The sequence below is a fragment of the Yinghuangia sp. YIM S09857 genome, assembly GCF_051388915.1.
Classification (GTDB): Bacteria; Actinomycetota; Actinomycetes; order Streptomycetales; family Streptomycetaceae; genus Yinghuangia.
Genome location: NZ_JBPKBH010000019.1, coordinates 79,594 through 92,310 on the forward strand (window position 1 = coordinate 79,594; position 12,717 = coordinate 92,310).

At 69.8% G+C, this 12,717-nt stretch carries 12 protein-coding genes; 7 read left to right on the top strand and 5 right to left on the bottom strand.

The genetic code is table 11. The annotated features are described in order from the left end of the window. Positions 1-39: 39 nt before the first annotated feature. Both ACRX5S_RS31345 and ACRX5S_RS31350 read left to right on the top strand, forming a co-directional pair. Complete coding sequence (locus tag ACRX5S_RS31345) at positions 40-873, top strand: maleylpyruvate isomerase family mycothiol-dependent enzyme (protein ID WP_436776538.1); 834 nt, start codon at positions 40-42, stop codon at positions 871-873. After that, positions 873-1,823, top strand: a complete 951-nt coding sequence (locus ACRX5S_RS31350; protein WP_436776539.1) for an alpha/beta hydrolase — start codon at positions 873-875, stop codon at positions 1,821-1,823. Before ACRX5S_RS31345 ends, ACRX5S_RS31350 begins: the two co-directional genes overlap by 1 nt. A gap of 20 nt (positions 1,824-1,843) precedes the next feature. Here the strand turns inward: ACRX5S_RS31350 and ACRX5S_RS31355 are convergent, their stop codons facing one another. After that, a complete protein-coding gene (locus tag ACRX5S_RS31355) occupies positions 1,844-2,452 on the bottom strand; it encodes a TetR/AcrR family transcriptional regulator (RefSeq protein ID WP_436776540.1) in 609 nt (202 codons plus the stop codon). Between the two features lie 86 nt (positions 2,453-2,538). On the opposite strand from ACRX5S_RS31355, the gene ACRX5S_RS31360 reads away from it, so the two are divergent. Continuing rightward, positions 2,539-3,360, top strand: a complete 822-nt coding sequence (locus ACRX5S_RS31360; protein ID WP_436776541.1) for an SDR family oxidoreductase — start codon at positions 2,539-2,541, stop codon at positions 3,358-3,360. 143 nt (positions 3,361-3,503) lie between these two features. Here ACRX5S_RS31360 and ACRX5S_RS31365 read toward each other — a convergent pair whose 3' ends face one another. The 4 genes from ACRX5S_RS31365 to ACRX5S_RS31380 all read right to left on the bottom strand — a co-directional run bounded on the left by ACRX5S_RS31365 (position 3,504) and on the right by ACRX5S_RS31380 (position 8,556). Further along, the gene (locus tag ACRX5S_RS31365) at positions 3,504-5,234 is read right to left on the bottom strand and encodes an ABC transporter substrate-binding protein (protein ID WP_436776542.1); all 1,731 of its coding nucleotides are present in this window, start codon (positions 5,232-5,234) and stop codon (positions 3,504-3,506) included. A gap of 532 nt (positions 5,235-5,766) precedes the next feature. Beyond that, a complete protein-coding gene (locus ACRX5S_RS31370; protein ID WP_436776543.1) occupies positions 5,767-6,426 on the bottom strand; it encodes a TetR/AcrR family transcriptional regulator in 660 nt (219 codons plus the stop codon). A gap of 53 nt (positions 6,427-6,479) precedes the next feature. Continuing rightward, positions 6,480-7,283, bottom strand: a complete 804-nt coding sequence (locus ACRX5S_RS31375) for a GntR family transcriptional regulator (RefSeq protein ID WP_436776544.1) — start codon at positions 7,281-7,283, stop codon at positions 6,480-6,482. A gap of 100 nt (positions 7,284-7,383) precedes the next feature. Further along, on the bottom strand, positions 7,384-8,556 hold the full coding sequence (locus tag ACRX5S_RS31380) for a thiolase family protein (protein WP_436776545.1): 1,173 nt from the start codon (positions 8,554-8,556) through the stop codon (positions 7,384-7,386). Between the two features lie 232 nt (positions 8,557-8,788). On the opposite strand from ACRX5S_RS31380, the gene ACRX5S_RS31385 reads away from it, so the two are divergent. From ACRX5S_RS31385 to ACRX5S_RS31400, 4 genes are all read left to right on the top strand, one after another. Beyond that, positions 8,789-9,976 (top strand): cytochrome P450, encoded by a 1,188-nt coding sequence (locus tag ACRX5S_RS31385; RefSeq protein WP_436776546.1) that lies wholly within the window; start codon positions 8,789-8,791, stop codon positions 9,974-9,976. Between the two features lie 30 nt (positions 9,977-10,006). Then, entirely contained in the window at positions 10,007-10,810 is an 804-nt protein-coding gene (locus tag ACRX5S_RS31390) for an SDR family oxidoreductase (RefSeq protein WP_436776547.1), read from the top strand. A 67-nt stretch (positions 10,811-10,877) separates the two neighbouring features. Next, a complete protein-coding gene (locus ACRX5S_RS31395; RefSeq protein ID WP_436776548.1) occupies positions 10,878-11,702 on the top strand; it encodes an SDR family oxidoreductase in 825 nt (274 codons plus the stop codon). Between the two features lie 179 nt (positions 11,703-11,881). Beyond that, the gene (locus ACRX5S_RS31400) at positions 11,882-12,637 is read left to right on the top strand and encodes a maleylpyruvate isomerase family mycothiol-dependent enzyme (protein WP_436776549.1); all 756 of its coding nucleotides are present in this window, start codon (positions 11,882-11,884) and stop codon (positions 12,635-12,637) included. Positions 12,638-12,717: the final 80 nt, after the last annotated feature.

Consider the following 12,717-nt stretch of genomic DNA (forward strand, 5'->3'; position numbering starts at 1 on the left):
TTCGCCGACATATGTGAGCACCATGCCCAGGAGGCAGCCTTGGCGTCGAACACCGACCACGAACCCACGGGCCGCCTGGCCGCGGCCCTGGACGACCTGACCGCCGAGTCCGCCGAAGCCTTCGCGGTCCTGCACGGGCTGTCGCCGGACGACTGGCTGCTGCCGACCGCCGGCGGATGGTCCGTTCGCGACCACGTCCTCCACCTCGCCCGATTCGACGAAGTCGCCCGGCTTGCGTTCGTCGACCCGCCCGCGTCGTCGCGGATACAGCGTGAGGACCGTCGCCGGGGGTCCGGTTGCCCGGACGCGCTCGCGCGGGAACTGCGCCACATGCGCCCCTTGGAGGCGCACCGTTGGTTCACGCGCGCCCGGGACCGACTCCTCGATGCCTTCTGCTCGGCAACGGACGAGACGGTTATGCCGTGGTACGGCGGGGCGGCCGATCCCGCCGCGGTCCTGAGCGCACGGCTGGTGGAGACCTGGACGCACGTGCAGGACATCGTCGACACCGTCGGCGGACAGCGTCAGCCGGGTCGCCGGCTGCGACGCATCGCGGACCTGGCCGTCCGGAACCTCGTTGAACTGAACGGTTCGAGCGGCAGCGACGTCCGCGTGGAGCTGATGTCTCCCGGCAACGGCACATGGCTGTGGGGGCCGCCCGGCGTGGCTGACGTCGTATCCGGGTCGGCCACGGACTTCTGCCTGGTCGTCACCGGTCGGCGCACCGGTGAACAAACCGGCCTGGAGGTCACCGGCGCCCGGGCCGCGCGCTGGGCCGCGGCCGTGCGCCGCTCGGTTCACGCGCCCCGCTGCCCGTTCCCGGGCGGCTCAGACGCGGCACGGACCGCGAAGTCCGAAGGAGCACCTGCTTGATGGCACCGTTCGAAGTAGTCCACACCCGACATGTCATCGAGCTCGACAGCCCTGCCTTGCGCCCGTCGGGCCTCCACGTTGTGGGAGACGTGTTCGTCCCCCTGCGCTCCTCCGGGCTCCCCGTACTGTGCTGCCTGCCGGGCGGCGGCCTGTCCCGCAAGTACTGGGACCTCCGGCCGGGCGGCGACGAGTCCTACAGCTTCGCGCTGTACGCGGCACGCCGCGGCTTCCCCGTGCTCACCGTCGACCACCTCGGCACCGGCGAATCCGATCTCCCGCCGGGTGCCCCGCCGCCGACCCTGGGGCAAGTTGTCCAGGCGAACGACTGTGCGTTCCGGCGCCTTGTCGACGTCGTGCGCACCCAGTTGGCGCTGCCGGCTCAGCCGCGCGCCGTGGGTGTGGGCCATTCGATGGGGGCCGTGCTGACGCTCCGCCAGCACGCCGAATTTCCCCGCTACTCGGCTCTCGCTCTGCTGGGATTCACCACGGCAGGCCTACCCGAGAAGCTCCCCCCCGACCTCGTGGCCGCCGCGGGAAAGCGCCCGGGCGACGACGTGCTCGCGCGGCTCACCGGGTCCATGTTCGGCAGCGCGTACCCGAATCTGGGCGCGGGCACGTCCCCTGCCCGGTCGGCGTCGGAGAGTTCGGCGCTGGACAGGGCAATCGCCGACTGCACGACCCCATTGCTCGGAGTCGGCGGGTTGCTGGCGTTGCTGCCCGGCAACGTCGCCCACGAGGCTCGGCGCGTACGGATTCCGGTGTTCCTCGGGAACGGCGAGCACGATCGTCTCGTCAACGCACGTGCCGGCGCCCATGAGTACCCCCGGGCCCGATCAGTCGAAGCGTTCGTCCTCGCGGGGTCCGGGCACCGGCAAAATCTCGCGCCAGACCGTCTAAGGCTGTGGGAGGCCTTGACCGATTGGGCGTCGCGCACCGCGCCGCGTCTGTGACGACCGAGCACACCGTCCCTTCACCAGCTTGGACTTGGTGACGCCGCTTGGGGCAGCCGGGAGTGAAGCGTGTCGACCAATTCTTCGGGGGTGCCCGGGCAGTTGTGGTGAAGCCAGTCGGCAGCGGTGCCGAGCAGTGCGCCGGCGAGGTAGGACGCCGCGGGGTCATGGGGGATCGATTCGGGGTCCGCCGCATGAGTGCCGTTGCCGGGCCGGGCGAGGTTGACATGAATCGCGATGGTCAGTCGCCGGTGCAGATGGTTGATCACCCGGGCACTGCCGTCAGGGCCGAGCAGCGCGCGATAGAGATCGGCGCGCGCAGCGATGTGCGCGAAGACGGCGGCCAGTTCCGCCCGGGCCCGCCGTCGCTCACCCTGGTCGTCGCCGGGCAGCAACACAGGTGCGGCGGCTATGAGTTCATCGAACGCCCAGGAGCAGGCGTCGGCGGCCAGGTCGTGAACGTCGTTGTAGTGCTCGTAGAAGGTGGAGCGGTTGACGTCGGCGAGCTTGGTGACGTCGGAGACCGTGAGGTCGCCCAGCGGACGCTCGGCGACCAGGTCGAGGAGCGCGGCACGCAGCGCCGTGCGGGTGCGGTGGACACGACGGTCCAGCGGGCGCGGTGCGGTCATGCTGCAAGGCTAGCGGCCCAACATATGTTGGATAACCAACAGATGTTGTTTAATGAGCCCGGAAAGCCGAATCGGAAGGGGCACGCGTGACGCAGCAAGTGGTCGTCGTCATCGGAGCCGGTGGCATGGGGCAGGCCATCGCGAAACGCCTGGGCCCCGGCACGCGGTTGCTCGTCGCCGACCGCGACGAGAACGTCGTGAACGCCGTCGCCGGACGGCTCGAAGCGGACGGCTACCGGGTGACCGCCCGCACGGTCGACGTCGCGTCGCGCTCGTCGGTCGCCGAACTCGCCGACCTGGCGGCGTCATTGGGCCCGGTGCACGCGATAGCGCACACGGCCGGCCTGTCGCCGGTACAGGCACCGGTCTCGGCGGTCCTCGCGGTCGACCTGCTGGGCGTCGCGCTGGTCCTGGACGAGTTCGGCGACGTCGTCGCGCCGGGTGGGGCGGCGGTGGTCGTCGCCAGCATGGCCGGCCACCTGTTCCCCGCGTTCCCCGCCGAGCAGGCCCGACAGCTCGCGACGAGCCCGGCGGACGAGTTGCTGTCCCTGCCCGTGTGCGCTGAGGCCAACTTCCCGAACAGCGGTGCCGCATACGGCTTCGCGAAGCGGGCCAACCTGCTGCGGGTGCGGGCGGTCAGTGGGGCCTGGGCCGCCAAGCAGGCGCGGGTCAACTCGATCAGCCCCGGCATCGTCGCGACGCCGATGGGCCAGGCCGAGCTTGAGGGCGAGAACGGGGCCGCCATGCGGAGCATGATCGAGGCGTCCAATGCCCAGCGGGTCGGCACTGCCGCCGACATCGCCGCCGCGGCGGAGTTCCTGCTCGGCCCGACGGCCTCCTTCATCTCCGGGGCCGATCTCCTGGTCGACGGCGGTGTCGTCGCCGCCGTCACCAATCATGTGGGCTGACTGTCGCCCGGCGTCGAAGGACGCGGACGCGGGGCCGGCTGCCCGGCCGCAGCCGGGAAGCGCGGCCCGCCGTCCGCTCGTGGGGACCGGCGGACGGCGGGCGTCCATGCTTTGTGGAGAGAAGGCGGCTCGACTGCTGCCGGTCAGCTCTTGAGCCCCAGTTCCTCCAGAAGGATGGAGCCGTTGTCCGCGAACCGGAACCCCGCGAGCCGGCCGGGCTTGGCGTAGGAGTACGTGGTCTGGTCGATCAGCGGCATGAGGGGCACGTCGGCGGCAACCGCCTGGGCCAACCGCGTGTACGCCGCCTTGAGTTCCTCGGCGTTGCCCGATGCGCGGCTGTCGCGCAGCGCGGCGTCCACGGCGGCCGAGGAGAATCCGAGGTGGTTGTTGGGTGAGCCGGTCAATAGGGTGTTCCAGAAGTTCGGCTCGCCGGACGCGGTGGGGATGCCGTAGTAGACCGCCTGGTAGTCGTGGCCGATGAGGACCTTGAGCGACAGCGCGGAGATGGCCACGGACTCGACGCGCACGGCGACGCCGGGCAGGGCGTTCCACTGCGCCTGGAGGTATTCGCCGGTCTTGGCCGCCAGGGGGCTCTGCGGCAGCGTCAGCGTGAAGTCGATCGGCTTGCCCTCGTCTGCGAGTTGGCGTGCCAGCCGCTCCGCCTCGGCCCGGTCGGCGTCCATCTTGGGCACGGCGGCGTGGTCGATCAGCGGCGATTTCTCGGCGAACAGTCCGTCCGCCGGGTTGGCGGCACCGTCGTACACGACCTTGTTGAAGTCGTCCCGGGATATCGCCAGCGAGAGCGCCCGCCGGGCCCGCGGATCGTCGAACGGGGCCTTGGCGGAGTTGAACTGCACACCCGTCGAGCCGTTGACGACTACCGTCTGCACGTCGAAGCCGTCGGCTGCGGCCTTGCTGCCAGTGACGTCGTCGACCGTGGTCACGAAGTCGAGGCTGCCGTTGGACACCGAGTTGAAGGACTGCTGCTGGTCCGCCGACACGCGGATGACGAGCTCGTCCAGGCGGGGCTTGCCCTGCTGCCAGTAGGACGGGTTGCGGACGTAGGTCTGCTTGCTCCCCTGCACCCACTCCTTCAGCACGAACGGCCCGGCGCCGACCGGCTTGTGGCCGAAGCCCTGGGGATCCGCGCGGTACGCCGTGGGCGAGACGACATAGCCCAGTTGGGCGGCGACGATCTGGTCGAAGCGGGTGTTGGGCTGGTCGAGGGTGATGCGCAGGGTCAGCGGGTCCTCGACGACGGCGGAGACGCCGCGCATGGACGTCGCGTACGGTGAACGCGCGGCCGGGTCGGCGTGCCGGTCCCACGTGAACTTCACGGCGGCCGCGTCGTACGGTGTCCCGTCGGAGAACGTGACTCCGGGCCTGACCTTGAGGACCCACGTCTTGCCGCCGTCCGGAGTGGTGAACGCCTCCGCGATCTTCGGGTGGGCGGTGGTTCCCCCCGGCTCAACCCACAGCAACTGGTCGTAGAGCGCGTTCATGCGGCTGTAGTCGGTGGCGCTGGACAACGAGGCGGTGAACGGGTCGAGCCCGCGGGAGTCGGCGACGAGCGCCATGCTCAGCGATCCGCCCATGCGGGGCCCTTCGGTGCCGAACGACTGCCCGCCGGTCGGCTTCGTGTCGTCGCCGTCGCCGCACGCGGCAAGGGCAAGCAGCAGTGCGACCGCTCCCGCGGCGAGGCCGCGGAGTCGGCGGCGCGGTGTCCTGCTGGCGCGTGCGGGCGGCGGATTTCCTTGGCGGTTCGGCTCGGCGATTCTGACGGGATCGGCTTCCGTGGGGTCTGTGCGTCGGATCGGCATGAGGATGGTCCGCATCTGCCGGGCAGGTTTGTGCTCCTGCGATGGACTGGACATGCGTGCCGCGCGCACGGTCCGCAGCACACTCGGGTAGCCCTGTGCCCGGGCGTTCGGGCACCGCAGGGGTGGGCGAACAACCCGTGCGCCGCGGCGATTGCCGAACCCACCGAGGCGTGCATGCATAATGTATTCGTTTGACTTGAGGGGCAATACCGGATCGCAAGAATCTGAATCCTTGCTCAGCGAACCGCCTTGAACGTTCAGTTGTTTGCCGCCGACCCCTTGCCGGACCAGAGACATAGCGCCTACTATCCGATTCTGCGAGGGCTGGCACACGTGTCACCGACGCCTCGGCGGTGTTCTGGGATGCGGCAGACGAGGGGCGCTTGGTCGCCCAGGCGTGCCTGCACTGCCAGCCATTGCGTAACCCGCCGAGCCTCATGAATGTGCAACGAGGCCATCCACGTCGGCATGCACCTTGGAGTCGCGTTCGCAGCGACCTGGCCGCGCATCCGACCCTTCGACTGCTGCCGACGGCTCGTCACGCCGACGTCGGCCCTGGGGTTCCGTTCTGCTCGGGTGCGGGCGGCTACCTCTTCTTCGTCTTCGTCTTCGTTTTCGCGCCGTCGATCTGCGCCGCAACCGCCTGGATCAGGCTTCGCGCCTGCTCCTCACGGCGGCCGGTGTCCACCTTCATGGCCACCGCGAGCGGGACCGTCCCCTCGAAGGTCGCGTGGCTGATCGCGAGACCGCGCAATGCGTGGAAGAGGTAGCCGGGGCTGACCGCCGCGGGGTCACGGACGACGGTGAGCTCGTGGTCGAGAAAGCGCTGTTGCAGCCGCTTGTTGGTGTCGACGATCGTCTGCGTGGCCTCCTGTGAGACCGCGGGGTCGCGCAGCAGGTTGAGCGTGATCTCCAAGTGCACCAGGTACTCGGGGCGGCCGTAGTAGGAGTTGATCATCTCCCAGTACCGGGTCAACCTCTCCTCAAGAGTGTCGCCGTCGACGTCCGCCCCTTCGACGATGACTTCGAGGCGTGTCGCGCCGGCACGCAGCGCGGCGACCATGAGCGATTCGCGGTTGCCGAAGTGGTGCTGGATGACACCCCAGGAGACGCCGGCACGGCGCGCGATCTCGTTCGAGGACGCGCGGTAGAAGCCCTTGTCGAGGATGCACGCGATCGCAGCGTCCACGACCTTTTCGCGGGTCGAGTCGTCGTTCTTGGCAGATGCCCGCCGAGCCACAGCCACGTGCCGTCCGTTCCGTGAGAAGTCCGTGAGGGGAAGCCGTTCGCCGCAGCAGGCTACGTGCGCTTGCCCTTGCCCGCGCGTGTGGGGGTCGGCTCGTCGGGCTCGGCCGGCGTGCCGCGGTGCTCGCGCATGACCTCGACGACAGCACGGCCGTGCTCGGCCATCGCCTCCTCGAAGACGACGGCCGCCGCGTCCCCGTCGCGGCGGCTCAGGGCCTCCACCACTGCCACCAGGGCGTCCTGCTGGATCTGCCGTCCGGCGGGAACCATCGCGAAGTAGCTGCCGGGCACCACACCGGACATCATGCGCGAGATCGACAGCAGCCGCGGCGAGTTGGCGGCGGCGAAGAACTGCCGCAGGAAGAGGTCGTTGTGGAACGAGAAATCCTCGACCGAGTTCGCCGCGACCGCGAAGATCTGCGCCTGCTCCAGCGCCTCGATCGCGGAGTCCTCGGCCCGCTCGGTGACCCGCCGGGCCGTCAGCGCGTAGAGCGCGCCGAGGAAGGCGTAGTGGTCGCCGACCGCGGTCTCGTCCAGACCTCGGATGAACGCGCCGCGATGCAGCTCCAGGCTCACCCAGCCCTCGCGCTCCAGCGCGATCAGCGCCTCGCGCACCGGGATGCGGCTGACCCCGAGTTCGTTGGCGAGGTCGTCCTGCCGCAGGTGGTCGCCGTTGCGGAGCTTGCCGTTCCAGATCAGCCTGCGGACGTGGTCGGCCACCTGATCACCGCTGCTCGGGCGGTTGATCGAGGAGCTGCCGGGTTCCTTGGGGACTCGACGTTGCGCGCGGATGGTGGGTCTCCTCTGCTCGGACGCCTGACCCTCGCCCGCGTCGTCGCTGCGTGGTAGTCCGCTCATGTCTGCCTCGCGAACGTGGATTCAATATACCGATCGTGGGGGCGGTCGGCCTGCCACAACGCCCGTGCTGCGGCAGGCCCGTCGGTTGCCGAGACGCACGTCACACGCGTTCGAGCACCAGAGCCGACCCCATGCCGCCGCCCGCGCACATCGACACGCATCCCAGCGCGACGTCGCGGCGGCGCATCTCGCCGAGCATGGTGACGATCATTCTGGCCCCGGTGGCGGCGATCGGGTGGCCGAGGCTGCATCCGCTGCCGTTGACGTTGACGAAGGCGGGATCGATCTTCAACTCCCGGGTCACCGCGACCGGTACCGCGCAGAAGGCCTCGTTGATCTCCCACAGGTCGACGTCGTCGATCGACAGGGCTCCGCGGGCAAGGGCGGTCTGGATGGCTGGGACCGGGGCGAAGCCCGTGCGCGTCGGCGGCAGGGCGGCCACCCCCCAGGAACGTACGCGCGCCAGCGGGGTGATGCCATGGGCTTCGGCGTAGTCGGAGGCGACGACAAGGAGCGCGGCCGCGCCGTCGTTGAGGCCGGCGGCATTACCGGCGGTGACGGTGGCGCCGGGGATTTCCGGGTGCACCACGCGTAGTTCCGCGAGCTTCTCGACCCCGGTGTCCCGGCGCGGCTGCTCGTCGTGGTCCAGGTAGGAGGTCGATGCGCCGTCGACGACCACCGGGACGGGGACGATTTCGCCGTCGAACCAGCCCGCGTCCATCGAGGCAACGGCCTGGCGGTGGCTGTACGCGGCCCACTCGTCGACGTCGCGCCGCGTCAGCCCGGCCTCGCGCGCGGTGTTCTCCCCCACCGTGATGGACATGTCGAACGCGGGGGCCTCGGCAGTGTCAGGGTGGCTCTCCGGCATCCAGGCCCCTTGGTCCTGGCGCCCAGGGCCTCGCTTGCGCATGGTGGGCGTGGTGCTCAGGCTCTCGGTGCCCCCGGCGATCACCACACGGTCCATTCCGGCGATGATCGAGGCGGCGGCGTGCTGCACGGCCGCCAGTCCCGCGGCGCAGTGCCGGTTCACCGCCAGGCCGGGGGCGCGTTCCAGTCCGAGCGTCACGGCGGTATGGCGGGCGATCACGCCGCCCCCCTGCATCGACTCGGCAATGACGATGTCGTCGATATGGGCCTCGGGGAGTTCTCCGCGCAGGAGCAGGCCGCCCACGGCCACGCGGGCGAGCGCGAAGGCGTCGACCTCGGACAGCGCCCCTTTGAACGCGCGTCCGATCGGCGTGCGCACGGCTTCGACGATCACGGCGTCGCTCATGCGGCCGTCACCTCCTGAATTCTGCTGCCGGAAGCGCGTGACTCGCGCCTTCTAAAAGTGCATACTTTCTACACCTTGCTCTGGACTGCATCGAGCTCCAGAGCTCAGTCGGATAAAGTATACATATTTGCCACGCCTCTGGGCGTCGAGCGCGATGCCCCGTGAAAGAGCCTGCCGGAGCCTTTCGGCATCGACGCGTTGCGCATGCCAGGTGCCGAAGGAGCAAGCAGACATGGTCAAGTACAGCCCGTACGACTGGGAAACCGCCCACAACCCCTACCCGGTGTACAAGGAACTGCGTGATTCCGCGCCGGTCTACCGCAACGAGGAACTGGGGTTCTGGGCGCTGTCCCGGCACGCGGACGTCTGTGCGGCACACACAGACCCGGAGACGTTCAGCAGCGCGGGCGGGGTGACGCTGGAGGGCAGCGACGCCGGCCTGCCCTTCCTGATCGTCATGGACGAGCCCGGACACCGGTGGCACCGCAAGCTGGTCAACGGGGCGTTCACTCCTCGCCGCCTCGCCGCGCTCGAACCGTTCGTGCGGAACAAGGCCGCCGGCCTCCTGGACGAGTTCGCCGAACGGGGCGAGTTCGACGCCGTGGAGGACTTCGCCATCCGGCTGCCGCTGGACGTCATCAGCGAACTCCTCGGCATCCCCGAGGAGTTCCGGCGCGACGTCAACGTCTTCAGCAACCAGGTCATCGCGGTCCCCGACCCTGACGACCCGGAGGCCGCGGGGGCGCAGTCGGCGGCCGCCATCAAGTTGATCGAGCTCTACCTCGGACTGGTGCGGGAACGCCGGACCAACCCCCGCGACGACGTGATCACCCTGCTCCTCCAGTCCGAGGTCGTCGACGAGACGACCGGGGAACACCGGTTCCTCACCGACGACGAAGTCGCGTACCGCTTCATGGAGATGGGGCTCGCCGGCCACGAGACCGTCGCCAAGCTGATCCCCAATGCCCTGGTCGGCTTGTTCTGGTATCCCGACCAGCGCCGTCGCCTGGCCGAAGACCCCGCGCTGGCCAAGAACGCGGTGGAGGAGTTCCTGCGCTGGGATCCGCCGTCCCACCTCCAAGGGCGCACCACGACCCGCGACGTCGAACTGCACGGAGTGACCATCCCGGCCGGGGAGAAAGTCATGCTGCTCACCGCGGCCGCGTCACACGACGACCGCGTCTACGACGACCCCGAGGCGCTCGACATCGGCCGCCAGATCCGCCGTCAGGTCGGCTTCGGCTTCGGCATCCACGCGTGCCTGGGTGCGGCGCTGGCGCGGTTGGAGACGCGTATTGCCCTGCAAGAACTACTGGCCCGCTTCCCGGACTACGCCGTCGACGGGTCTCGGGCGGTTCGCCGCGTCCAGGCCAACGTCCGCGGGCTGAGCCACCTGCCGATCATCCCGCGCCCCGCCTGACGGGCGGCGCTCCCACGAATGGAGAACGCGATGGACACCCCGCCTGCCCACCCGCGCCGCAAGGCGCTGGTTCTGGGCGCATCTTCCGGGATCGGCCGCAGCATCGCCCTCGCCCTCGCCGAACACGGCACGGACCTCGTCGTCGTCGGACGCCGGGCGGCACTGCTGGACGAGGTGGTCGCCAAGGCCGGAAGCGGCACGGCGCTGGCCGCCGATCTCAGTGACGCCGCGTCGTGCGAGCGCGTGGCCGCGGACGCCGTCGAAGCGCTCGGCGGCTCCGTGGACGCCGTCGTCCACGCCGTCGGCATGTCCCCGCTGGCACGCATCAGCGACACGTCGGGGCAGTCCTGGCAGGAGGTGTTCGCCACCAACGTCGTCGGCCCCAGCCTGGTGACGGGCGCTGTTCTGCCGAGCCTGGCCGACGGAGGGCTCGTCGCCTTCCTGTCCTCGCGCAGCGTCGGGCGGCCGTACCACGGCGTCGGCGCGTATGCGGCCGCGAAAGCCGCGCTGGACCAGACCATCCTGAGCTGGCGTCTGGAGCACCCGGAGCACCGCTTCTCCCGCATCGAGGTGGGCGACACCCTCGGCACGGACTTCTCGCGCGACTTCGACGCCGCCCTCATCGGCGAGCTCTTCCCGCTGTGGGTCGCCCACGCCACCATGCCGCAGAACTTCATGGACTGCGACCAGGTAGGCGCCGCCATCGCCGCGCACATCCGCGCCTCACTCGACCAACCGGGCATCGCCGTCAACGAGTTGGTGATGCACCCGCCGGGTGGCCCCCGCACGCAGAGCGCCGACGAACTCCTCGCGCTCCGCGAATCGGCGCACTGACCGCGCCCCCCACCAGATACACAAACGTGGCCGCGTCGACGCGCCACCAGTTCATCGGGAGAGACATATGAACGACCCTCTGGGCTACCGCGACCGCCACGTGGTGGTGACCGGCGCCGCCTCCGGGATGGGCGCGGCCACGGCCAAGGTGCTCGCCGAACTCGGCGCGGACGTCACGGCGTTGGACATCAGGCCGAGCGAACTCCCCGGCGCCCGTTCCGTCCAGGTCGACCTGCGCGACCGCACGTCGATCGACACCGCGGTCGGGCAGATCGACCGGCCTGTGGACGCGTTCTTCGGCTGCGCCGGACTGCCCGGCCCGCCGTTCAGCACGCTGGACGTCCTGCTGGTGAACTTCGCGGGACAGCGCTACCTCGTCGAGTCCCTGGTACCGACCATGCCCGCGGGCTCCGGCATCGTCGTCGTGGCGTCGAACGCCGGCATGGGGTGGCAGCAGCAACTGCCTCAGCTCATGGAACTCGTGACCGCGAAGGACTACGACACCAGCCGCCAGTGGTGCGAGGAGCATGCCGAGGAAATCGGCATGGACGCCTATGCGTTTTCCAAGCGCACCCTGAACGCCTGGACGGCCTATCGTGCCGCCACTCTGATCGGTCAGGGCATCCGCCTCAACTGCATCAACCCCGGCCCCACGAGCACGGCCATGATGCCGCACTTCGTCGAGTTCGCCGGCCAGGCCACCATGGACGCGTTCCTCGGTCCCGTGGCTCGCCAGTCGTCCGCGGAAGAGCAGGCGTGGCCGATGGTCTTCCTCAACAGCCCCCGCTCAAGCATCGTCAACGGCGAGTCGCTCACCACCGACGGCGGCTTCTTCGGCGCGCTCCAGACCGGGCTGATCGACCTGGCGAAGCTGCGCGGCGGAGCCGGCTGACGTCGCACAGCCGAACACGAGGGCCCGGTCGGGACGTCCCGACCGGGCCCTCGCACGTTCGCCACGGCTCCCCCTGTACAGATCGCGACAAGACCATATAGTAATCACTATGCCCATGGGCTCCGGGCGCCGTTCGTCGGCGCGGCGGTTTGCCACACAGCCAGGAGTGGAGGGACCCCATGGCGGTCACAACCCTGACGCAGCGACGACTCCTCCGGACCCACAGCGAACTGGTGGTCGAGAGCGACGCCGCGTTCCGCCTGATCGATTCGCTCGACGAACTGGAATGGCAGGCCCCCACGGCCGTACCGGGGTGGATGGTCCGCGACCATATCGCGCACTTGGCCCGCTTCGACGAGGCGGCGCGTGTCGCACTCACCGACTCCTGCGCCTTCCGCCGCCTCGCCGAACTCGACCAGGCGGTTCAGCCCTGGTTCCCCGGCCATCTGCGACAGCAGACCAAGCACCTGACGTCCGAGCAGATCGCGGACTGGTTCCACCGGGCACGCGATGCGCTGCTGGACGCCTACCGGAGCGCGCGGGTGGAAGCCCTCATCCCCTGGTACGGCTCCGACGTCGCCCCGGAAATCGCGGTGGCCCTGCGGCTGATGGAGACCTGGGTGCACCTCCGGGACATCGGCGACGCCCTGGGCGAACGGCCTGAATCCGTACGGCACCTCCACCAGGCGCCCCAGGAGTTCGCGGACACGTCGTGCTTCGCGCTGCCCCATATCCCCCTGACCGACCGCGGAATCCGCGTCGACCTCGTCACCCCCTCCGGAGACCGCTGGTCGTGGGGACCCACGAGCAGCACGGACGTGGTGTGCGGATCCGCGCTGGACTTCTCCCTGGTCATCTCGGGGCGACGGCACGCGCACGAAGTCGGCCTGGCCGTCGAGGGAGCGGCCGCCCGCGCGCTCTGCGGCCTGGGCTGACCGGTCCGTCAGGCCCTACGAGTCAGGGGATTCCCGCCGATCACTGCTCGCACGCCTCGGCCCCGAACCGTCAGGTTCGG

Excerpts from the sequence above, each read along its gene's own strand:
- ACRX5S_RS31350 (WP_436776539.1), top strand. The coding sequence starts at position 873 with ATGGCACCGTTCGAAGTAGTCCACACCCGACATGTCATCGAGCTCGAC.
- ACRX5S_RS31355 (WP_436776540.1), bottom strand. The coding sequence starts at position 2,452 with ATGACCGCACCGCGCCCGCTGGACCGTCGTGTCCACCGCACCCGCACG.
- ACRX5S_RS31365 (WP_436776542.1), bottom strand. The coding sequence starts at position 5,234 with ATGTCCAGTCCATCGCAGGAGCACAAACCTGCCCGGCAGATGCGGACC.
- ACRX5S_RS31375 (WP_436776544.1), bottom strand. The coding sequence starts at position 7,283 with ATGAGCGGACTACCACGCAGCGACGACGCGGGCGAGGGTCAGGCGTCC.
- ACRX5S_RS31380 (WP_436776545.1), bottom strand. The coding sequence starts at position 8,556 with ATGAGCGACGCCGTGATCGTCGAAGCCGTGCGCACGCCGATCGGACGC.
- ACRX5S_RS31385 (WP_436776546.1), top strand. The coding sequence starts at position 8,789 with ATGGTCAAGTACAGCCCGTACGACTGGGAAACCGCCCACAACCCCTAC.
- ACRX5S_RS31390 (WP_436776547.1), top strand. The coding sequence starts at position 10,007 with ATGGACACCCCGCCTGCCCACCCGCGCCGCAAGGCGCTGGTTCTGGGC.
- ACRX5S_RS31395 (WP_436776548.1), top strand. The coding sequence starts at position 10,878 with ATGAACGACCCTCTGGGCTACCGCGACCGCCACGTGGTGGTGACCGGC.
- ACRX5S_RS31400 (WP_436776549.1), top strand. The coding sequence starts at position 11,882 with ATGGCGGTCACAACCCTGACGCAGCGACGACTCCTCCGGACCCACAGC.